Here is a 19,732-nt window from a genome sequence, read left to right on the forward strand (position 1 = left end):
CCACGCGTCCGACGGGCTAACGGCCCAGAGCCTGCCAGATCGCCACGACGAGTGCGCCCACCGCCGTGAGGGCGGCGACCGCGGGCAGCGGCCAGCGCGTGTGTTCCAGCGCGACGACCCTCAGGCTCAGGTCGTCGACATCCTTGGCGGTCTGTTCGGCTCGATGACTGAGCAGGGCCAGTCCCCCCTCGACCCGTGCGTGCGCCACATCGAGGCGACGGCGTAACTCTGCGACTTCTCCTCGGACCACGGGATGCTCGGGGTCGGCGGTCACGTGTCCGCTCCTTTCCGTAGTCGTCACATCCCTTGCAATGGGCATCAAGAGTCAACTCGCCTGGTGGTCACGTGGGGAGAGTGTGCGAACGGCATATGCGTGTCCGGTGCGCACACGGTGTGTGAATGGCGCGGGCCCGGCACCGAGGACGGTGCCGGGCCCGCGCGAGCCCAAGCCTTACGGTCGGTGATCAGGAGTAGGTGTAGAAGCCCGAGCCCGTCTTCCGGCCGAGCCGGCCCGCCTCAACCATGCGTTGCAGCAGCGGAGGAGCCGCGTACAGGGGCTCCTTGTACTCCTCGTCCATGCCGTCAGTGTGGCGTTTGCCGCTCCCACCTGCGGTTTCATGGCATGTTGCGGGCCTGCGGGGCGCCCAGGGACTTCTCAGGGACATTCGGTTGTAGATCTTGACCGAACCACTCGTCCATGGCGGCGTGGCCCCGCCTGCCCGCCCCGGGCATGAAGTGAGCGTAGTGCGTCAGTGTGGTCTGCGGCGAAGCATGCCCGAGCCACGCCGACACGCTCACGATCGACTCGCCTGCCTCAAACTGCTTACTCGCGTACGTGTGCCGGAGGACGTGGAACATGTCCTCCCGGGAGAGTTCGTAGATAGGGTACCGACGGCTGCGGCCTCCGTACGTCCTGACTTTCTCGCCGACCTTCTTCAAGACACCGGCCGTTGCGAGTGCCGGCACCCAGCTCAGCCTGTTCCACATCGAGTAGTTGATTCGATTGCCTTGCGAGGTGATCACCAGCCTCAAGGGGTGGCGCCCCCTGGCGGAAGCTCCGCTGCAGCACCAACCGAATCACCGACGTCGTGAAGGCCGTCCTCGTCCTTCATCTCGCGTCAACGTGAGGTTGGAAAAGGCTCATTGAGGCGCGGAGATGGAGGCCGGGGAGGTAGCTCTCGGGCTGGCTGCAGTTGCCGAATATTTCATCCGACTAGATCAGGCGGGCGTGCTGATACGGGTGGATCACTCCGGCGAACCGGTCTCGGTGGCGTATGTCCACGACGGCTGCGGGAAAGGCCTGCTCGGCGTACGACGGCTGTCGAGATGAAGCTCGCCACGTGGTCTCCGGAGCGGCAAAGCGAGGACGACGTGCTGACCGCCGCCGGGTCTGTCGGAGGCCACATCATCGGCTGCGCCGAGGACTGGGAGGTGTCGAGCGCCACCGACCCGATGACCCAGCCGAAGCTGGGTCCTTGGCTTCGCGATGGGAGGGGCCTGTACGACGGTGGCTGCAGCCGTGGATCGGGCTCGGCTGCAACGTCGTGGACTGCTTGAACACCGGTTAGTTAGTGCGTCCGCTGGGGAGCCAGAGCCTTCTTCAAACCTGTGTGCGTCCACCGGCACACGACTTCACCCTGACGTCCCGTGTCGCGTGCAGAACAGAACCCGGCATACAGCCCGACTCGTCTGCGGCTACCTGCGGCTTTGCCTGGGAAAGGGCCTCTGACCCGCGTCGGAGGTCCTTTCCGATCTTTCAGGGGCTTGTCGCGTTAGGCGGCTGAAAGTCCCTCGGAAGTCCCTCGGACAGCGCTGAAAGTCCCTGAAAAGTCCCTGGAGTGGAGGGGGAGCGACGCCTTCGGGCGGTTTCGGATCGATGGGACGTAGGCCCGAGCGTGGACCACCCTGCTGCCGGCGAGCACAGTGCTGGTGATCTGCGCCGGGCTGTCGGCAGTAACGGTCCCGAGCGTTTCCAACGGAACCCCACCCTGCGCAGCAGTTCGCTCAGCCACGCCGCCGACACCCGCACGCCCCGTTCCTGATCCAGTCGGTTGCACAGCCCATGGGAGGTCCAGGTCACCCCCGCCTCGGCCGAGGCGTTCAGTAGGCACCCAGCGCCTCGAGGCCCTCGTCGGTGACCTGGGCGGGCCATCCCGGACCCGGGGCGTCGATCAGGCGCCAAACCTGGTCGAATACAACCATGGTGCGCGATGCGGTGTGCCGCTTCACCGGTGGCGGGTGCAGTTCTCACTCCTCGGCACTGCCTCGCCAACTGATCCGTGATCCGACGGCGGTCCGGCCGCGCAAGGCGTGCTCGGGCCAGGTTGAGCTGCATGCGCCGTAGGTTCCGCGAGTGCAGTGCGCTGCTGCTCTCCTCGGTGACAGGATGAGCGAATGGCCTCCAGGACTCAGGATGATGCTGCGCCGACGTACCTCGCGACGCCACCCGAGAACTGCGGAGAGGCCCCAATCAGCACGCGTCCCCAGCGGCTGCGACTCGGTTCCCTCACGCCCCGGGATTTCGAGCGCCTTTGCCACCGGCTGGCGCGCGTGCAGGGGAGCGTGGAAGACGTGAGGATCTTTGGCGTCCCGGGCCAGGCACAGGACGGGATCGACCTCTACGCCCGCCGGCACGACGGCACGTACGTGGTGATCCAGTGCAAGCGGAGCAGCGACACCTTCACCCCTGGTGAGATCACGGAGGCGGTGGACAAGTTCCTCTGGCGAGGATCGGAACGGCCAGCTGAAGCGGTGGTCTTCTTCATCGCCGCCGCCGTTCGCCGGGGCGGACAGCCCGGCCGGGCAACGGGGCTGGGTCAGGGCGTGGGCGTACCAGGACGTGCTGCATCGCAGTGGCTCCTCGCGGTTCGTAGGAGGCGCGATGCCGACTTCTCGTGCGAAGCCGTCGGCACCGCGCCGATGTGAATCCGCCTCACAGGGCGGGCCCGGGTCAGGGGAGTTGGTAGCTCCCGGACGCCAGCCTTAGGTCAAGCGCGGCTGCCAGCCGCGCTCGTAATCTCAGGCGGTGCACCAGGTCTCCTCACGGCTTCGGGGACGGGGGTCAACGAGAACACGGGGCCGCGTTTTTGGACGTGGCGACACGGATCAGCACAGGTCAGCGAGGGTGGAGCTGGGCTCCGCCTCGGTGATGTGGCGAGACAGTAGACCGGGATTCCGGCCGCACCAAACGGCCGTCGGACCCGGGAGCACCACCAGGGCTCGGTAGGTGCGGCCGGAAATCGCGGCTAACGTCCGGCACAACCCCGCTCTGAACGGACGCTGTTGAGCGCCGACCGGAGCGGGCCAAGTCCCGCCGTGCCCTGAAAGAGGCCCCGCACATGAGCTACACACTGCACCGAGGCGACGCCCTCACCGTGCTGAAGAATCTCCCGGAGGAGAGCGTCAACGCCGTCATCACCGACCCCCCGTACAACTCCGGCGGACGCACCAGCTCGGACCGCACCAGCCGCACCGCCCGCGCCAAGTACGTCACCAGTGGGTCCGCGCACGACCTGCAGAACTTCCCCGGCGAGAACCGTGACCAGCGCTCGTACCGAAGCTGGCTGACCGCATTGCTGACCGAGGCGTACCGGGCCTCCACCGAGCACACCGTCGCCCTGGTCTTCACCGACTGGCGCCAGGAGCCGACCACGTCCGACGCCCTGCAGATGGCGGGTTGGACCTGGAGCGGCACGATCCCCTGGATCAAACCAGCCAGCCGGCCCCGCAAGGGCGGGTTCAAGCAGTCGGCCGAGTTCATCACCTGGGGCGTCAAGGGCAGCCTCGACAAGAACCGGGACCTCTACCTGCCCGGCCACTTCATCGCCTCCCAGCCCCGTAAGGACCAGGTGCACATCACGCAGAAGCCGGTCGAGATCATGCAGCACCTCGTGCGGATCTGCCCCGAAGGCGGCACCGTGCTCGACCCCTTCAGCGGCAGCGGCTCCACAGGCGTTGCCGCACTGCGGGAAGGCCGGCGATTCGTCGGGGTCGAGCTGTCGTCGCACTACGCCGAGGTAGCCGAACGCAGGCTCCGAGCAGAGCTGACCCAGGACGACTTCGTCCTGGCAGGACCAGAGGCGTGAGCATGAGACCGACCAGGCTGGGGCCAAGGGACCGCAGATGCAAGGGGGCGTCTGGTGCATCGAGAAGCCAATGCACCAGGCGCCCTTCGTCTTGCGTCAGGCCGCCTCGATCGCCCGCTGGATCGGCGACCTCGCCTTGTCCAAGTTGCCCGTCCCGAGAAGGCCGATTCTCATTACGTCGCCGGAGAAACCGTCCTTCAGCGTTCGGCCACCTCGGAATGGTGGCCTGCAGGCAAGCTGGGACGACACCCGCAGTCGCGTGAACCGGCGGCCTACCGCCCATGCCACTGTGGCTGGCCGCCACATCCTGCTTGCGATGTTGCCGCTCTGCTGGTGCAGCACTCAGAGCACCCGGCTGTCGTGACACCAGGCAGGGCCTACAGGGTGCCTCGCTCCAACAGGTCGCGCACCGCGTCCTCCTCGCGGCGGAGTACCAAGCGTCCGTCGCCCTCACTGTAGGCGAGGATGCGGCTCCCAGCGTCGAGTCCGGCCTCGGCGAGAAGTCCGAGAGGGAGTGAGACTCGCCCGTCGGCGTCGATGGTCAGCTCTACGGGGGTTCGGGACACGCGTGCAGTCTCCCACAGCGCCACTGCTGCATGCCGCTGCTGTCCCGGGGGTGACAGCAGGGGCCCGTACGGTAGGCCATGCCGCCACCCAGTCACTGCCTGTCGCCCACAGGGCAACGGGTGGTCGCTGCCCGCCCGAAGACCGCGGCAAGCTCGGCGATCCGATCGACGCCGCAGTCCGATCACCCGCGAGTGCGGGAGACTGGTCATATGTCGCCAATCGCATCGTCGGCCTCCGTTGCCGCGCGCATGAGTCGCCAGGCATCCCGCGACACCGCGCAGGAGCTCGCCGTACGTCGCCTGCTGCACAGCAGCGGACTGAGGTACCGCGTGCACGTCCCTGTGCCCGGTATGCCCCGCCGGACGGTGGACATCCTGTTCGGCAGGTTGAGGATCGCCGTGTTCCTCGACGGCTGTTTCTGGCACGGCTGCCCCGACCACGCGACGAGTCCCCGAGCGAACGCGGAGTGGTGGCGCACCAAGCTCGACCGCAACATCGCCCGTGATCGTGAGACCGCGGAACACCTGACTTCGGCAGGCTGGACGGTGCTGAGGTTCTGGGAGCACGAAGCGCCCGAGGGGATCGCGCAGCGGATCGCCGCCGAGGTGCGGGCGAGGCGGTCCGAACAGCACTGACCCGTGGGGTATGCGGGCCGAAATGCTCCAGCGGGGCGTGCGAAAGCAGATCGTGACCTCGTTCTGCTCTTGTGCCCTGAGCGCGACGGCTAATGTGTGGGAATTGTGCGAGGAAGCGTGTTGTGCGTGCCTGGGGGGCCCTTGCCGCCTGTGAGCTGTACTCCGAGGCGGGGTGCCCTCGATGGTCCGGCTGTGTGCATAGAGTGGAAGCGGGGAACGGTCGACTGCCATGACCGATGATCTCGACGGAATGTACGACACGTTCAAGGCGCTCCTGGATGCGTTCCCCCCTTCGGAAGCGGTCAAGCGGCTGGAGCAGTTGGGCATCAGCCCGGACATCGTGGAACGGATCCGGGAGCGGCACGAGCAGCAGACGATTCGGATCAGGGAGCTCGAGGAGCCGCACGCCGTTGTTCTGGACGGTCGCAACACCTGGTACACGGGGCCGCAGGCCAAAGACAAGTGCTGGCCTGCGATCGTGGACCTGCTACGCAAGGACGGCTGGCCCGAGGACCCGGCGATCCGGAGCCTCGACGACTCCTCCACCCGCGTCGTCTCGCTGCTGAACCACCCGAAGGAGAAGGCGTTTTCGACGCGTGGCCTGGTCGCTGGCTACGTCCAGTCGGGCAAGACGACCAACTTCACCTCGGTCATGGCCAAGGCGGCCGACCGCGGCTACAAGCTGTTCATCGTTCTGGCAGGAATCCACAACGGGCTCAGGCGCCAGACTCAGGCTCGACTTGTGCAGCAGCTTGTGGAACCCAACCCCTCGCGGTGGTCCCAGCTCACCGGACTCGAGAGGGACTTTACGCCGCAGGAGAACCCGGCTTCGTACTTCGGGCGGAGCAACCGGACGCACGTGCTGTGCGTGGTGAAGAAGAACGCGACGGTGCTGCGCAAACTGGCCGGCTGGCTCCAGAAGGCGTCGGACTACCTCCAGGACTGCCCCGCATTGATCATCGACGACGAGGCCGACCAGGCCACTGTGGCGACGAAGTCGATCAACCCGCTCATTCTTGAGATCATGAGTCGCCTGCCGAGGTCCGCCTATGTCGGATACACGGCTTCCCCCTTCGCAAACCTGTTGATCGACCCGAGCGCGCAGGATCTGTATCCCAAGGATTTCGTCGTCAATCTCCCGAAGCCTGCGGGACACTTCGGCACCGAGGTCCTCTTCGGCCGCTATGCCCTCGACGGCGAGGACCCGGAGCAGGTCGACGACGGCTACGACATGATCCGGTCGGTACCCGAGGCCGACGTGCCGGCCGTGCGCCCCGAGACCAGGGCTGACGTCGAAGGCTTCGAACCTGTCATCACTGACACTCTGCGCCGGGCGATTGACTACTTCTGGCTGGTCACCGCTGCCCGACGGGTACGCGGGACGGGCAACCCGCACAACACGATGCTGATCCACACCAGCGTCAACACCGCCGTGCAAAACAGCTTCAAGAGACCCCTGGAGCATCTGCGCGACCGGTCCACGCAGTCTTTGTCCTCGGCGGACGCCGACTTCCTCTCGCGGCTGCGTGATCTGTGGGACGAGGAGACCAGGCGCGTGCCGGCCGGAGACTTCGGCGAGACGAAGGTGGAGTTCGAGAAGCTGTTGCCCGAGCTGCCCGTGGTACTCGACAGCTGCCGCATCATCATGGACAACTCCAGCAGCGAGGACCGCCTCGACTACGAGAACGGTCCGGTCGTGGCCATCGCCGTGGGCGGCAACACCCTTTCGCGAGGACTGACTCTCGAAGGTCTGTCGGTCAGCTATTTCGTCCGCTCTGTCTCGGCGTACGACACGCTGCTGCAGATGGGGCGTTGGTTCGGCTTTCGCAACGGTTACGCCGACCTGCCGCGGATCTGGATGACGGACGAGCTGGCCGAGTGGTTCCGGCACCTGGCCACGGTCGAGACCGAGATGCGTCGGGACATCGAGATCTACATGACCGAGTCCGAGACTCCGCTGACTTTCGCCGTGCGCCTACGCACGCACCCGGCCCTGCGCGTGACCGCTGCAGCCAAGATGCGCGATGCGGTGGTGGCGGCCTCGTCCTACGGCGGCAAGCGAGTCCAGACCCACTACTTCCACACGAACGCCGACTGGCTTAGCGACAACATCACCGCCGCACGCGATCTGGTCGCGTCCGCTGCGGCGAACGCGGTCCGGTCCGAGGAACGGGGGGCCGAGGGTCGATACGTCTTCCGCGACGTGCCGCACGACATCGTGATCGACTTCCTGTCGAGCTACAAGTTCCACGAGAAGTCGCCGGAGAACGACGCAGACTTGATCATCCAGTACATCCGGAAGCGAGTCACCGCAGCCGAATCGCTGCGCCGATGGAACGTCGCGATCGTCGGCAACCCCAAGGGGGACGACTTCACCTTCGCCCCCGGAGTGTGCGTCGGGCGGAACAACCGTGCCCGCCTCGAGCTCCCCAACCCCACCCCGGACTTCGCCGACATCAAGACCCTGATGAGCCGTCGGGACGCCGCTGTGGACCTGATCGGGGAAGTGGGCAACCTGACCGAGAAGGGCATCATGGACGAGCGTCGGAAGCAACTCCCCGACACCGGCCTACTGGTCCTCTACCCGATCGACAAGGTCTCCGAGCCAGGCCCCGCGAAGAAGTTGCGTGCACCCCTGAATGCAGAGGAGCACGTCATCGGCGTAGGCCTGGTCTTCCCCGAACCCCGGCACGGGGACAGCACTGTGGAGAGCTACATCTCCGCCGACCTGTCCAGGGTTGGGATCGAGGACGAGGACTACAGCCTCCTCGACGGCGAGGACGGATGAACGACGACGAGCTGCGCAGTCTCGTCGAGGAGCAGTGGACAGCGCTGCAGGCCGAGGCGGCCACAGGGGAACGACGCCTGCGGGTTTGCGACCTGCCCGTCGACGTCGACAGCGGGCCGTTGGCGTTGGCTGTCGACCACGAGGGATCCCGGCACGTCCTCGTTCCGATAGCCACACACCGCAAGGTCCGCCAGGGGCTGGACGGACCAGTGCTCCGGTTGCGCAAGCGTCCTCTGGAGGACGCCAAGACCTACCAGACCTACGCCGACCTCGCCTGCCTGCGGCACGACCTCGACGATCTGTTCACGGAGCTGTGCGTCGACGTGCTCGGCGCGGCCAGGGAGTTGCCCGACAACCCCGTCAAGGCGCTCTACCGTGTGCTCGATCGGTGGAAGGCCCTGTTCCGAACACAGGGCAAGCCACTGGGACCCGACGAACTCGCAGGACTCTTCGGCGAGCTGACGGTACTTAACCGGCTTCTCCGCAAGGATCCGAGCGCCCACCGGCTCTGGTGCGGGCCCGAGGGGTACCGCCACGACTTCTTCGCCGGGACGCGTGCCGTGGAGGTGAAGACGACTGCCAGCAGTGAAGGGCGAAGGCCACGGATCCACGGCCTCGACCAACTCGAGGCACCGGAGCACGGAACACTCTGCCTGGTCTGGTTCCGCCTGGACCGCGCTGGCGCGAACGGTGTCGGAACCGCTTTCACGGAGGCGGTCGGAGAGGCACTTCGGCTCTGCGACGACGAGAGCGCGCTGCTCGACCTGCTCGCGCGGGCCCGCTACCACCCTGCCGATGCCGACCACTACCAGGACGTGCGGTTCGCGATTGCCGAGGAGAGGTGGTACGGCGTCGACGCCCACTTCCCCGGGTTGACGGCCCGGGCCCTCACCGCGGCAGGCGTCCCGGTGTCGGTGCTGGACGTCGAATACACCATCGACCTGTCCGGCGCGATCCCCGCCCCCCTTCCGCCCGACCAGGTTTCCCAGATGATCGACAGCATGATCCAGGAGTCCGTGTGACGGAGCCCCGCTGGTTCTCCCAGCCCTATCCGCCGGAAGGCGCGAGCGCGGCCGAGGGCATCCGCAACCAGCTCGGACGCCCCGAGCTCGACCTGCTCACCATTCTGGTGCGCGAGTCCGCCCAGAACAGCTGGGACGCCCGACTCACGCCATCACCCGGCCCGATCGACTACCGCGTGGACATGTGGACGGTCGGCCCGGCACACGCCGCCGCATGGCGCGAACCGCTCCTCGAGGGCGCTCCCTCGGGGCCGGAGCACTTTCCGCTGCGCGAGACGCTCAAGCGAGGCCCGGTCCGGGTCCTGGCCGTCTCCGACCGCGGCACCCGAGGACTGGGAGGTCCCACCCGTGCGGACAACGCCCTCGGCCCCGATCGCGACTTCGTGTCCTTCATCCGCAACATCGGAGAACCGCGCGACACCGCGCTGGGCGGCGGAACCTACGGCTTCGGCAAGGGCATCTTCTACCTTCTGTCCAGGCCCGGAACGATCCTTGTGCACTCCCGCTGCCGGACGCCGCAGGGCGGCCACGAGACCCGGATCATCGGCTGCACCCTCTGGAAGAGCTACGTTGCCGCTGAGCCGCAGGGCGATCGCCGCTACACCGGCCGCCACTGGTGGGGCGACACCTCCGGCAACGTCGTCGAACCCTTGGTCGGCCAGCAGGCGGAGACCACAGCGCGGCGCCTGGGACTCAGGCCCTTCGGACCCGACGAGACGGGGACGACCATCGTCGTCGTCGACCCGAACCTGGACGAACTCGAGCCCGCCGCGGCAGCCGACTACCTGGCCGACACCATCGCCTGGCACCTCTGGCCCAAGATGATCTCCACGGACGGCAAGCCTCCGGCCATGCGCTTCACCGTCACCTGTGACGGCATTGAACACCACGTGCCGGACCCCAGGGAGACCCGGCCGCTCAACATGTTCGTCGCGAGTTACGAGACGATGACCGGCCCGGCCGGCAGCGACCTCCAGTGCTTCAAGCCGAAGCGCCATCTCGGGCGCCTCGGACTGGTCAAGCGGATCATGCCGCCCCTGGAGCCGACCCGCGCCTCGCGGATGGTCGACATCGAGGACCTCGTCCATCACGTGTGCCTGATGCGCCCCGCGGAGCTCGTCGTCACCTACCGGTCCGGACCGAAGCCGCCGAGCGCCAGCCAGGGCTACGCCGGAGTCTTCCGCGCGGACGAGGCCATGGACGAGATCTACGCCAAGGCCGAGCCGCCAACGCACGACGCCTGGCACCCGCAGTCACTCGACAGGCCGGAGAGCACCTTCGTGCACACGACATTCCGGCGCATCGACGAAGCGCTGGAAGGCTTGCTCTCGCTCGGGGGCGTCGCTCGTCCCGGCGCCAGCCACGTAGCGCTCGGCGCGGCCAGTTCCCTCTTCTCCGGGCTCGTGGGCGGAGCCTGGGGAATCGGCGGGGCCACCGCCTACGCCAAGCCCGGCAGCACGGCCGTACGTTCTCGCCCTCAGGGTCCCGACGACGAGCAGCAGGGCCCAGGCGGCGCCACCTCGGGCCGCCCCACCCCGAACCGTGGACTCGGTACAGATCGGACCGCCGGCGCTGAAGCAGCCAGGCCCGGTGATTCCACCGACGACCAGCACTCGTTCACCGATGAATTGACGAACGGTGCCGCCGTCACGGCACGTCGACGGCCACGCGTCCAGTATGTCGGAGAGCCCTACTACGACGACCGGGACGACGACACGGTGCTCGTCCAGGAATTCCGGCTCCCCGTCCCCGGACCTCAGCGAGTTCGGATAGAACTCGCCGTAACACTCCCCGGTGCCAACGGCCGCGAGACGGATCCACCCATGGGCGCGAGCATGCCCACTCTCGTCGGGTGGGAGGACGATGCCGGGGACCTCCACACGACCGAGTCGTGCGAGATCGAGGGCGGGGACTCCCTCTGGCGCGTCCTCGTACGCCCGGCACCGGACACAATGACCGAGATCGACATCAAGGTCGGGGCGGTGAGCAGCCAGTGACCCGGCGCGTACTTCCGTACCGCTCCCCTTCCGAGGACGTCGTCGCCGCCGAGCCATGGCTGCTCGTGACCGAGGACGGAGAGGCCGCCATGCCCGAGGCCCTGCCGGACTGGGACTACCACATGGACCTGCATCTGCGCAGGACCGTCCGCGTCGACCTGGACCGGGCCCGTGCGCAGTCCGGCCTCCCAGCGGACGCGGCACTCGCCCTTGCCGTCGTGTGGACAGCCACCGGGTCCAACCTTAGCGGGCCGGCGAACCACGCACGCCTGACCGACGACGGCACGATCACCACGGAAATCGACGTCCTGCTGCGCGGAGCCGACCTGGGCGGCCTCCTCCTCCTCGACACCGCTCTCGTCCTGGCCGAGCGCCGCCGCGATGCCCGCCCGTCCTCACCCCGCCGGGCCGGCTCCGTGCTGTGGAGCGACCGGGAGTCGCTGCGCCTCCAGGGCGACGCGCCCCAGTTCCCCATGGCCGTGATCGACTTCGCTCTGACCTCCTTCCCCGACAACGCTGCCTGGCACCTGCAGATCAGTGGCGGTCTGGACAGCGCCACCATGGGATCCCTGCTCCTGCTGGTCAACGAGCGGAACTCTGTCACCACCACTGCATTCGAGAACGCGGCCAAGCCCCGTCCAATTGATCGGCTCGTGCTCTCCGCGGTGTACGCCGACGCCGCCCGGGTCATGGTCGAACACGCCCTCGGCCACGACGATTTCACGGAGGACGCCGACTTCCCCGACGGTTCACTCGGCGCCACCCTGCTGAATCTCTTTCACCAGCTGTTCCCGGGACAGCCGATCACCGACATCCGCCTGCGCCAACGTAAGTCACCAGCTCTGTTCGCCTCCGATGTGCAGGCAGCGGTCAAGATCTTCGAGGTGTCCCGATGAGCTTCCTCTATCCTCGGCTGCTCGCCGAGCAGGCGAGACCACTCTTCGAGGAGTACCGGCACCTCGCCGTCGCCGAGCTTGCCGGTCGCGTCGCCCTGTCCCACGAATCGGCGGTCTACGTGGCCACCGGCGGGGACCGAATTTCCGCCCAGCAGCTCCGGGAACTGCGAACCGGCGTCGTCGACCTCGCCAAGCGCGCAGGATTCCCCGACGACTCCGACCGCGCCCGCAACGCCGAGTTCGACCTCCAGGTCGCTGCCCTGCTGCATGCCGAGATGGGTATGGTGCCGGCCGAGGCCGCCTCCCGCGACGTCTGGGCCTTCCTCGCCCTTGTCCTGATCCCGGACGTCGCCTTCTGGCGCTACCCCAAACCTCCCCAGGACCGTATCCTGGGCACCGACCTCACCCGCCACGTCTTCGGCCGACTGTGGTGGCGCGCCCAGCTCGTACGGTCCTCCGACGACCCCGAGCCCTACAGTGCCCTCAAGATTCTCGGTGAGGCCGCCTTCGACCAGATCTATGCCCGGCGGGCCGCCCTCGGCGGCAGCCCACACCTGGTCCGGGCCATCCTTCGGGTCTGGAAGGACCTCGACCTCACCGGACTCAGCGAACGTGAGACCCTCCGCGACTTCCTCAAACGACTGCTCCGCCTTGCCCCCTTCGTCCTCTTCGACGGCATCGAGGGGGACGCCCTGGACGACGAACTGCGCGCCGTCGCCCAGGAATCCGTCGACGCTCAACGCCGCGCCGACGCACCCGGGGGAGACCAGGCCGCTCTCCCCGCGCACGGAACAATCCGCCCCGCTGAGGCCGGCGAGCCATCGACATCCGCGCGACAGGAGGCCGAGCCCCCCACCCTCCCAGCCGCTCCATCTGCGCTATCCGTCGACGCACGGCAGTTCACATCGCTCGAGATCTGCGCTGGCGCAGGAGCACAGGCTTTGGGTCTCGAGCGGGCCGGCTTCGACCCGGTACTGCTCATCGACAGCAAGGCTGATGCCTGCTTCACGATCGATCTCAACCGGCCAGAATGGGACGTCGTCTGCATGGACATCGTGCAGTTCCGCCCCGACCAGCGCCCGGAGACGATCGGAGTCGACCTTCTCAGCGCCGGCCTCCCACGTGTGAAGTCCATGGCGACTGTCGCTCGGGCCGAGGACACGGAGGAGCGCAAGGTCCTCAGGGCCGCGATAGCCCTGGTACGGGGCATCGGCCCCAAGGCGGTGCTGCTGGAGAACGTCCCTGACCTTGTCGAGAGCCCGGACTTCGACGCCGACCGCTCATGGATCGAGGCCGAACTCCAGGAGGCGGGGTTCCGCTCGGCCTGGAAGGTGCTGAACGCGGCGGACTTCGGCGTACCCCAGAACCGCAGGAGCGGCTTCCTCGTCGCCCTCCAGGAACCTTACTTCTCCCGCCTCTCCTGGCCCGAGCCCGAGGAGCTGCCGTCACCCACCGTCGGTCAGGTCCTCGGCCCTTCCATGTCCGCAAACGGCTGGACCGGTGCAGAACGCTGGATCAAGGGAGCCGACCGCGTTGGTCCCGCTCTCGTCGGAGGCTCCGACCGGCGCGGTGGGGCCGACCTGGGTCCGACCGGAAGCAAGAAGGCGTGGGCCGCGCTCGGTGTGAATGGCAACAGCCTCGCCGACGCCCCGCCGGACATCGACTTCCCGGCCGATGAACAACCGAAGCTCACCGTCGACCAGGCTGCGCTGATCCAGGCGATCCCGGAGGACTGGCGCTTCTTCGGCGGCAAGACCTCCAGATACCGTCAGGTCGGTCACGCCATGCCCCCGCCCCTGGCCGCTGCAGTGGGACGGGCCATCGCGGCGGCGTTGCGCGGCTAGTGTTCCGAGTCGGGAATTCTGTTCAGATGTATAGGCCTGCTTTATGGCACGGACGGGGCGCAGCTATTGCAAAGTCTGATGATCTTGGGTTGGTGCTGGTCAGCTGAGTCCGAGGAGGGTCAGCGGTCGCTTGAAGGGGCGGAGGGCCATCTCCCGTAATTCGGCCGCGATGTTGCTGTGGCTGGCGGCACGGAGCTGGTTGATGGCGAAGCTCCGGAGGCCGATGCTGACGACTGGGCGACTTGGTCAGGCAGACGGTGGCAGACTGACGGCACATCGAAGCTCCGTTGGGCGAAGGCGACTTAGGTCACCTCCACAACGGAGCTGCGTTGCGCAGCCCGCAGACATCGTCACGTTGTCGTGACCTGCACACTTGCAAGATCACTCAGACTTTGAAATCGCCCTGGGCGCTGGCCTGCGCGAGAGGCGAACCGCGCTGGCAACCTGCGCCACCACAAACGCAGGCGGGCTGTCACTGCCAAGATCTAAGCTGGCGGGATGACTGACGGTCACGTGATCCTTCCTGGACAAATCCGGACTCGCGCTGAGATTCACGCGGTTTTCGGCGGAAGCCCGCAGCGCGGCATTTCTCCCCTCGACCCTACGAACTGACCTGTTCGATGCAACAGACCACGTTCTGTACGAAGCACAAGGCGCGAGCGACCGTGATTCTGTGAGGACAGCCCTTGGGTGACTACTGGACTACCGCAGGTATGTCAGGCAGCGCGACCGTCAATATGGGCCCGACACCGTAGTCCTTCTGCCTGGACGCCCTGATAGGGACATCGAGGGACTACTGAAGGACCACGAGACATCGTTGGTCTACCGCACTAAGAATGGAGATTTCGAGAGATCTCTATAAGCGATTCGCTGCCTTCACGAGTACCGACCCATTACAGGACAGTCCATTCTCTAACCGCTGTGCCCAGCACAGCCTTACCGGCGTAGGGCACCAGGTCAACCGGATGCATCCACGCCTCGGAGAATTGGATGTTCAGATGGCGCGCCAGAGGCAGTAGGACATCTTCACCCTCTGGAGCGTCTACCTGTACTAGGTGAGCCCCGGGTGAAGGCGTCCGATCCAGCAACCCACTCGTTGCATTCCTCCACTGAAGTGCCCCCTTTCCAAGGACCCAGATACTGTCTGGCCACTCCCAAACGGGACGCTCCTTGCACCACTCAACAAGGTGATCACCCAGGGTTTGCAGGTTCAACCCGTCAAATGCGACCACGATTCCAGAAGTTAGGAAATGGTCGTGAGTGCGGCCATAGGCGCTTGTCGTTCGCATGATAGGGCCCGGCACCCTAAGATATGCGGTCTTGCTCAAATCGCCGAGCATTTCTGATCTTTTCGCAGGAGTCTAGAAGATCTTTGCGAGTCAAGTTGGTCTTCACTTCGACCAGCCCGTAGATACACTCGTTAGGATTACTCGATATCCATCCAACGACGTGAGAGGGGGGCGTCTCCCGATTGACAACTACAACATCACACTGTCGCGACACGCCACCGTCGCTTGCAACGATCTCCGCGTTATGGATTGCTTGCACATGCGCCGGCAAGCAGGATGAAAGAAAGTCGCGAACCAAAACCTCTCTCGAAGTTCCTGCTTCACCGTTGTGGTTGAGAACTTTCGACCGGTCGAAATCGGCCCTCATTCGCTTAGCGACCGAACGTAGCATAATTGCCAGCGCCTCTTGTGACATGCCTCGATGTTAGACCACATTCGGGATCTAGCTAGGCAGCGGAACAGGGGTCGGCGGTGTCATAGCCTCGAAGCAGCAGTGCAGGTGAGAAGGGCTGCTCGTGGCAGTGCGGAGACCGTCGCCCTCGAGGAGCGTGAGGAGATCGCGGTCGGCCGCGCCCGGAACGAGGGAGTGCGGGAGATCGCCCGGCGGATCGGTCGGGCCCCGTCCGTGGTCAGTCGGGAGCTGGAACGTAACTCCTCTACTCGCGGCTACCGGGCCTCGACCGCCCACCACCGGGCTGCTCAGCGGTGCCGGCGACCTCAACAGCAATTGTTGGACAGGAACTTGGTTCTGCGGGAGCGGATGCTGGCGGACCTGCGGTACGGGCGGACAACGAACCAGATTGCGGGCCGTTTGAAAATTGCGGGCCGTTTGAAACTCGAGGCCACAGACGCGAGTTTGGCCCTCATGGAAGGCTCGCTCCCGGCTGGCGGGGAAACAATCTCCACGAGGCCGTCTACATCTGGATCTACGCACTGCCCAAGGGCGAGCTCGCCTGCCTGGACGTGACGCTGCCCAGCCGTCGTACCGTCCTCGGGCCCTGCAGCAGGCCCGACGCCTCCAAGGGCGCCCGCATCGTCGGCATGCGCTCGATCCACGACCGCCCCGCCGAGGCCTTCGGCCGCCAGGCCCCCGGACATTGAGCAGTGTGCATCGTGAAGTTGCAGGTCACGGTCTGGTATGCGCGGGGTTCTCGATCCTCGTGCTGGTCGTGGGTGGATGACTTCGGTGAAGATCGTCGGCCAGCGGGAGACTTCGTGGTTCATCAGGACCAGCAGGGCCCTCACCAGGGCGGTCGCCCATGCCGGGTCGGTACGGACCTTGTCGAGCACGCGCCAGTTCTTCAGGTGCGCCAAGGCGTGCTCGACCGGCCCGGACTGCGGCGAGCGCGGTTCGTCTTGTGCTATGGCAGTCGAAGGCGGCTCTCACAGGCCGCCTTGCCGGCTACCATGGGGGCTGTTCCATGCCCTGACCAGGGGAGCGGCGAGGAAAGCCAGCCTGTCCCCTCCTCGCCCTGCAAGGATTGCGCGTGTCCGACACCTTCAAGATCCTCGATCTCTTCGCCGGCCCGGGCGGATTCGACGTGGCCGCTCGAAACCTGGGCATCAAGGTCGTCGAAGGGATCGAGTGGGACCAGGATGCGTGCGCCACTCGCGTTGCCGCGGATCTGCCCACACACTGCGGGGACGTGCGGGAGCTCGGGCCCGAGGACTATTCCGAGGCGAACGTACTCGTCGGCGGCCCGCCCTGCCAGACCTTCACTGTAGCTGGCAACGGGGAGGGGCGTGCTGCGCTGCACGAGGTGACGAAGTTCGCCGAACGGTACGCCGAAGTCGAGATCGTCGAAGACTTCGCATCGATCGGCGAGGAACTGAAACACCTGAGTGACGAGCGCACCGGCTTGGTGCTCGAGCCCCTTCGGTGGGTTCTTGAGGCGTTGCTCAGAGGAAGGCAGCCCTACCAGGCGATCGTTCTCGAGCAAGTACCGGCCGTGCTTCCGGTATGGAAGGTGTTCGCCGGTATTCTCTCGGAAAAGGGCTACAGCGTTGCCGAGCCGGACATACTGCGAACCGAGCAGTACGGCGTGCCGCAGACGCGCCGGAGGGCGATCATGATCGCGCGATGGAAGGGACCGGGAGCACTCCTGCCGGAGCAGCCGAAGCTGCCTGAGCCCACCCACCGGCCCTACAGGAGAAGCATTCCTCGTGACGCCGGTGATCCGGCGCTGAAGGAATGGGTCACCATGGGCATGGTGCTGGCTCGCCGAGGTCCGTTCGAGGTGGTGTCCAACTACGGCACAGGGGGCGATCCCAAGGCCCGGGGGCGGCGGCGTCACGATCAGCCGTCGGCCACGGTCACTGGCAAGGGGTCACGGAACAAACTGGTATGGGGTGAACACAAGCTCGGCGAATTCGGCTTGGCCGAGCTGGGACAGCTGCAGACCTTCCCGGCGGACTATCCGTGGCGACGCCGTAACGGCGACGACGGAAGCGCACCCGGCGCGCGCAGCGTCATCGCACAACAGATCGGCAACGCTGTTCCGCCGCGCTTCGGCATGCACATCCTGGCCGCAGCGTTGGGCCTCGATGCCGAACTGAACAGTGCGCTGGAGAGGCCTCTGACCTGGCGTCGGTGAGAGGCGGATTAGTTCTCCATCGGGGAGGGAGGCCTGCCCCTGCTTCTCCGTCTGCGTGGTACCACCCGCGTAGGCAGCGCCACGACGTCATGCGTTCGGGTGCAGGACCCGCGCCGTCGGCTCGCGCAGGACGCGGATGAGCGCGAGCGCGGGGTTCATCCGCCCAAGGTGGACCACGGGTCGAAATAGCCGAGGAAGCCCTCGTCGTGCGCCCCGACAAGGTGCGCACGATCGAGGAACGTGTTGTTCATCTCGCAGCTGGTCTCGGGCAGCAGGACACATGCGTGACAGGCCGCAAGGTTGAGCCCGTTGACACCGTTGGCGTCGGCCTCCATGCACAGTGGGTCGGACGAGCACCAGGAAGCACGTTCCAGGGCGGACAAGAGGCTCCTGGACAGCTGTGCGATCTCCCCTCGCGCGACGATGCCGCCCAGGCTGCCTGCCGAGTCGCTCGTCGCGGTGTAGAGGAGGACACCGCACATCTCGTCGTTGACGTACAGCCGTTCCCGCAGGGACGCCGCGGGATAGCCGCAGTCGAGGCTCCATTCGTTGATCAGCACGTGAGCGAGCGTGTGAAGAAGGACGAAGCGTGACGTCAGCGGCGAGTGGGGCTTCTCCCACCCCTGCTCCCGGAGCATGGCCTCGTGAGCGGCCCGCATGCGCCGGATCCGGTCGGATTCGGTGGGGTGCACCGCCGACTCCCATTGCCGGAGTCGCGTCTGGTCCAGGGTGAGGAAGACGCCCTCGCCGACGACATCGATCGCCGGGAGCCAGCCGAGGTCCGGATTCTTGCTCAGACTGCCAACACGAGCCCGGTCGGCCTTCGAGCCCTGCGAAGGGCGGATGCGGGTGAAGCCGGTCAGGGCCCGAACCTCGCGGAGGCGTTTGACCTGCATCACATGGCCGACGCCTGGAATGTCGGACGGGCCTCGGTCTTTGGGGGGCTCACAGACGAAATGTTTGTTCTCGGGCGTGTCCTCGGTGACCTTGCGGAGCTGTTCGTACTCCTCCTGCCGGAGCAACTCGCCGGCGGCGAACCGGATCTCGTCCTCGTCGTCGGGCGTTGGCTCGGGCCGGTTTGCGTTCTCAAGCGTTCGGACTGTGCGCAGCACCTGTGAAAGGGAGAATCCGCCGGGCCTCAGCCAGCCTTCGTCCTCTGCGAACTCCGCGATGCGCTCGTCGCTCTTGCCGACGAGGTGTTTGCGGTCTGCCTCGACGAGCTCCATCAGCTCCGTGTGCCACGGGGGGATCGACAAAGCCGAGCGCAGTTCGGCGAACCAGGCTGCCGAGGATCCTCGCTGGAGGGTTTGCGGAGGCCGACTGCAATCGCGCTCCGCTGCGTCGCGCCCCAGCCATGGGCGGGTACCATGGCAGCGAAGGCCCCGGCGGACGAGGGCCTTCTCACCGAAGGCACCGTCCATCGATGCCTTCTTCCCACAGCTGCAGATGATCACGACGCTGCGGAGACTGGACGTGCGGCCGTCGGTCTCCAGAGTCAGTTCAGCGGTGGCCCGCGAGCACGAGGTGGGGGCACCGCTCTTGCGCTCCGGGTCGGCGTGGACCCAAGCCCAGTAGGGAAATTCGTCGAGGTGTCCGTCCTCGCAGGCCACCATGAAGCGCGAGGGCACCAGCAGGGTCGAGCACCGGGCACAACGATTGCTGTCCGGCCCTGCGCTGAGGTGGCGGAATGCCTTGAGGGCCTTGCATTCAGGGCACGAGTACGTGTCGGGAAAACGACGCACGCGGACGCCGCGTCCCGTGGGGACGCGGGCTGCGGGCGGGCGGCGGAACCCGCTGACCTGCAGTATCGGTTCCAGGCGCTGATCCCGGAGATCGGGCTCGCCCGTGACGTCCCAGGTGTCCAGCCCGCTGACGATGTACGACTGGTCGGCGACAGCGAGCAGGCCACCCACGCCGTACGTGGTGATCTGCTGGGCACGCCGGACGGAGCCGACGGACGGGCGTTTGCGGGCGTCGTCGGTCCCGGTAGTGCCGGAGTTGGTTCTGCGAGGCAT

18 protein-coding genes and 2 pseudogenes are annotated in these 19,732 nt (G+C 66.5%); 12 read left to right on the forward strand and 8 right to left on the reverse strand.

Going from position 1 to position 19,732, the window contains the following annotated elements:
- Positions 1–16 precede the first annotated feature (16 nt).
- The 3 genes from AAW14_RS02650 to AAW14_RS02660 all read right to left on the reverse strand — a co-directional run bounded on the left by AAW14_RS02650 (position 17) and on the right by AAW14_RS02660 (position 1,032).
- Complete coding sequence (locus tag AAW14_RS02650) at positions 17–274, reverse strand: hypothetical protein (RefSeq protein WP_265559419.1); 258 nt, start codon at positions 272–274, stop codon at positions 17–19.
- Between the two features lie 190 nt (positions 275–464).
- Positions 465–665, reverse strand: coding sequence for a 3-hydroxyacyl-CoA dehydrogenase family protein (locus AAW14_RS39670; protein ID WP_416223242.1), 201 nt, complete (start codon positions 663–665; stop codon positions 465–467).
- Complete coding sequence (locus AAW14_RS02660) at positions 616–1,032, reverse strand: hypothetical protein (protein WP_416223251.1); 417 nt, start codon at positions 1,030–1,032, stop codon at positions 616–618. Before AAW14_RS02660 ends, AAW14_RS39670 begins: the two co-directional genes overlap by 50 nt.
- Here AAW14_RS02660 and AAW14_RS39675 point away from each other — a divergent pair.
- Positions 1,025–1,127: pseudogene (locus tag AAW14_RS39675) on the forward strand (IS5/IS1182 family transposase); the annotation flags it as partial. The gene AAW14_RS02660 and the pseudogene AAW14_RS39675 overlap by 8 nt on opposite strands.
- A gap of 629 nt (positions 1,128–1,756) precedes the next feature.
- Here the strand turns inward: AAW14_RS39675 and AAW14_RS39680 are convergent.
- Entirely contained in the window at positions 1,757–2,080 is a 324-nt protein-coding gene (locus tag AAW14_RS39680; RefSeq protein WP_416223243.1) for a winged helix-turn-helix domain-containing protein, read from the reverse strand.
- A 314-nt stretch (positions 2,081–2,394) separates the two neighbouring features.
- Here AAW14_RS39680 and AAW14_RS02665 point away from each other — a divergent pair, with 314 nt between their 5' ends.
- Both AAW14_RS02665 and AAW14_RS02670 read left to right on the forward strand, forming a co-directional pair.
- The gene (locus tag AAW14_RS02665) at positions 2,395–2,925 is read left to right on the forward strand and encodes a restriction endonuclease (RefSeq protein WP_265559421.1); all 531 of its coding nucleotides are present in this window, start codon (positions 2,395–2,397) and stop codon (positions 2,923–2,925) included.
- Positions 2,926–3,338: 413 nt separating this feature from the next.
- Positions 3,339–4,085: a DNA-methyltransferase gene (locus tag AAW14_RS02670; RefSeq protein WP_265559422.1), complete on the forward strand. Its 747-nt coding sequence runs from the start codon at positions 3,339–3,341 to the stop codon at positions 4,083–4,085.
- Positions 4,086–4,462: 377 nt separating this feature from the next.
- Here AAW14_RS02670 and AAW14_RS02675 read toward each other — a convergent pair whose 3' ends face one another.
- Positions 4,463–4,651, reverse strand: a complete 189-nt coding sequence (locus AAW14_RS02675) for a hypothetical protein (RefSeq protein ID WP_265559424.1) — start codon at positions 4,649–4,651, stop codon at positions 4,463–4,465.
- A 210-nt stretch (positions 4,652–4,861) separates the two neighbouring features.
- Between AAW14_RS02675 and AAW14_RS02680 the strand changes: the two genes are divergently transcribed.
- The 6 genes from AAW14_RS02680 (at position 4,862) to AAW14_RS39405 (ending at position 13,834) form a co-directional block, all read left to right on the forward strand.
- Positions 4,862–5,287, forward strand: coding sequence for a very short patch repair endonuclease (locus AAW14_RS02680; RefSeq protein WP_265559426.1), 426 nt, complete (start codon positions 4,862–4,864; stop codon positions 5,285–5,287).
- Positions 5,288–5,516: 229 nt separating this feature from the next.
- Positions 5,517–8,075 carry a Z1 domain-containing protein gene (locus AAW14_RS02685; protein ID WP_265559428.1) on the forward strand — a complete coding sequence of 853 codons (2,559 nt, stop codon included), beginning with the start codon at positions 5,517–5,519 and terminating at the stop codon, positions 8,073–8,075.
- On the forward strand, positions 8,072–9,097 hold the full coding sequence (locus AAW14_RS02690; protein ID WP_265559430.1) for a PD-(D/E)XK motif protein: 1,026 nt from the start codon (positions 8,072–8,074) through the stop codon (positions 9,095–9,097). The genes AAW14_RS02685 and AAW14_RS02690 overlap by 4 nt, the downstream gene beginning before the upstream one ends.
- Entirely contained in the window at positions 9,094–11,094 is a 2,001-nt protein-coding gene (locus AAW14_RS02695; protein WP_265559432.1) for a hypothetical protein, read from the forward strand. Before AAW14_RS02690 ends, AAW14_RS02695 begins: the two co-directional genes overlap by 4 nt.
- Entirely contained in the window at positions 11,091–11,990 is a 900-nt protein-coding gene (locus tag AAW14_RS02700; protein ID WP_265559434.1) for a hypothetical protein, read from the forward strand. The genes AAW14_RS02695 and AAW14_RS02700 overlap by 4 nt, the downstream gene beginning before the upstream one ends.
- A complete protein-coding gene (locus AAW14_RS39405; RefSeq protein ID WP_322741005.1) occupies positions 11,987–13,834 on the forward strand; it encodes a DNA cytosine methyltransferase in 1,848 nt (615 codons plus the stop codon). Before AAW14_RS02700 ends, AAW14_RS39405 begins: the two co-directional genes overlap by 4 nt.
- A gap of 1,305 nt (positions 13,835–15,139) precedes the next feature.
- On the opposite strand, the gene AAW14_RS39685 is transcribed toward AAW14_RS39405, so the two are convergent.
- Complete coding sequence (locus AAW14_RS39685; RefSeq protein ID WP_416223244.1) at positions 15,140–15,538, reverse strand: DUF6602 domain-containing protein; 399 nt, start codon at positions 15,536–15,538, stop codon at positions 15,140–15,142.
- Between the two features lie 6 nt (positions 15,539–15,544).
- On the opposite strand from AAW14_RS39685, the gene AAW14_RS39690 reads away from it, so the two are divergent.
- Both AAW14_RS39690 and AAW14_RS02720 read left to right on the forward strand, forming a co-directional pair.
- Entirely contained in the window at positions 15,545–16,090 is a 546-nt protein-coding gene (locus tag AAW14_RS39690; RefSeq protein WP_416223249.1) for a helix-turn-helix domain-containing protein, read from the forward strand.
- Positions 16,087–16,224: a hypothetical protein gene (locus AAW14_RS02720; protein WP_265559438.1), complete on the forward strand. Its 138-nt coding sequence runs from the start codon at positions 16,087–16,089 to the stop codon at positions 16,222–16,224. The genes AAW14_RS39690 and AAW14_RS02720 overlap by 4 nt, the downstream gene beginning before the upstream one ends.
- Positions 16,225–16,326: 102 nt before the next feature.
- On the opposite strand, the pseudogene AAW14_RS39410 reads toward AAW14_RS02720, so the two are convergent.
- Positions 16,327–16,474: pseudogene (locus tag AAW14_RS39410) on the reverse strand (IS5/IS1182 family transposase); the annotation flags it as partial.
- A gap of 136 nt (positions 16,475–16,610) precedes the next feature.
- Between AAW14_RS39410 and AAW14_RS02725 the strand changes: the two are divergent.
- Positions 16,611–17,717, forward strand: a complete 1,107-nt coding sequence (locus AAW14_RS02725) for a DNA cytosine methyltransferase (protein ID WP_265559440.1) — start codon at positions 16,611–16,613, stop codon at positions 17,715–17,717.
- A 155-nt stretch (positions 17,718–17,872) separates the two neighbouring features.
- Here AAW14_RS02725 and drmB read toward each other — a convergent pair whose 3' ends face one another.
- Positions 17,873–19,732 (reverse strand): DUF1998 domain-containing protein, encoded by a 1,860-nt coding sequence (gene drmB, locus AAW14_RS02730; RefSeq protein ID WP_265559442.1) that lies wholly within the window; start codon positions 19,730–19,732, stop codon positions 17,873–17,875.

Source organism: Streptomyces hygroscopicus (genome assembly GCF_026168105.1).
GTDB classification, from domain to species: domain Bacteria; phylum Actinomycetota; class Actinomycetes; order Streptomycetales; family Streptomycetaceae; genus Streptomyces; species Streptomyces hygroscopicus_D.

Bases quoted from the DNA above. Each gene is read 5' to 3' on its own strand.
- AAW14_RS02670 (WP_265559422.1), top strand. From the start codon at position 3,339: ATGAGCTACACACTGCACCGAGGCGACGCCCTCACCGTGCTGAAGAAT.
- AAW14_RS39670 (WP_416223242.1), bottom strand. From the start codon at position 665: ATGTCCCTGAGAAGTCCCTGGGCGCCCCGCAGGCCCGCAACATGCCAT.
- AAW14_RS39405 (WP_322741005.1), top strand. From the start codon at position 11,987: ATGAGCTTCCTCTATCCTCGGCTGCTCGCCGAGCAGGCGAGACCACTC.
- AAW14_RS02690 (WP_265559430.1), top strand. From the start codon at position 8,072: ATGAACGACGACGAGCTGCGCAGTCTCGTCGAGGAGCAGTGGACAGCG.
- AAW14_RS39690 (WP_416223249.1), top strand. From the start codon at position 15,545: ATGTTAGACCACATTCGGGATCTAGCTAGGCAGCGGAACAGGGGTCGG.
- AAW14_RS39685 (WP_416223244.1), bottom strand. From the start codon at position 15,538: ATGTCACAAGAGGCGCTGGCAATTATGCTACGTTCGGTCGCTAAGCGA.
- AAW14_RS02665 (WP_265559421.1), top strand. From the start codon at position 2,395: ATGGCCTCCAGGACTCAGGATGATGCTGCGCCGACGTACCTCGCGACG.
- AAW14_RS02685 (WP_265559428.1), top strand. From the start codon at position 5,517: ATGACCGATGATCTCGACGGAATGTACGACACGTTCAAGGCGCTCCTG.
- AAW14_RS02680 (WP_265559426.1), top strand. From the start codon at position 4,862: ATGTCGCCAATCGCATCGTCGGCCTCCGTTGCCGCGCGCATGAGTCGC.
- drmB (WP_265559442.1), bottom strand. From the start codon at position 19,732: ATGCCTCGCAGAACCAACTCCGGCACTACCGGGACCGACGACGCCCGC.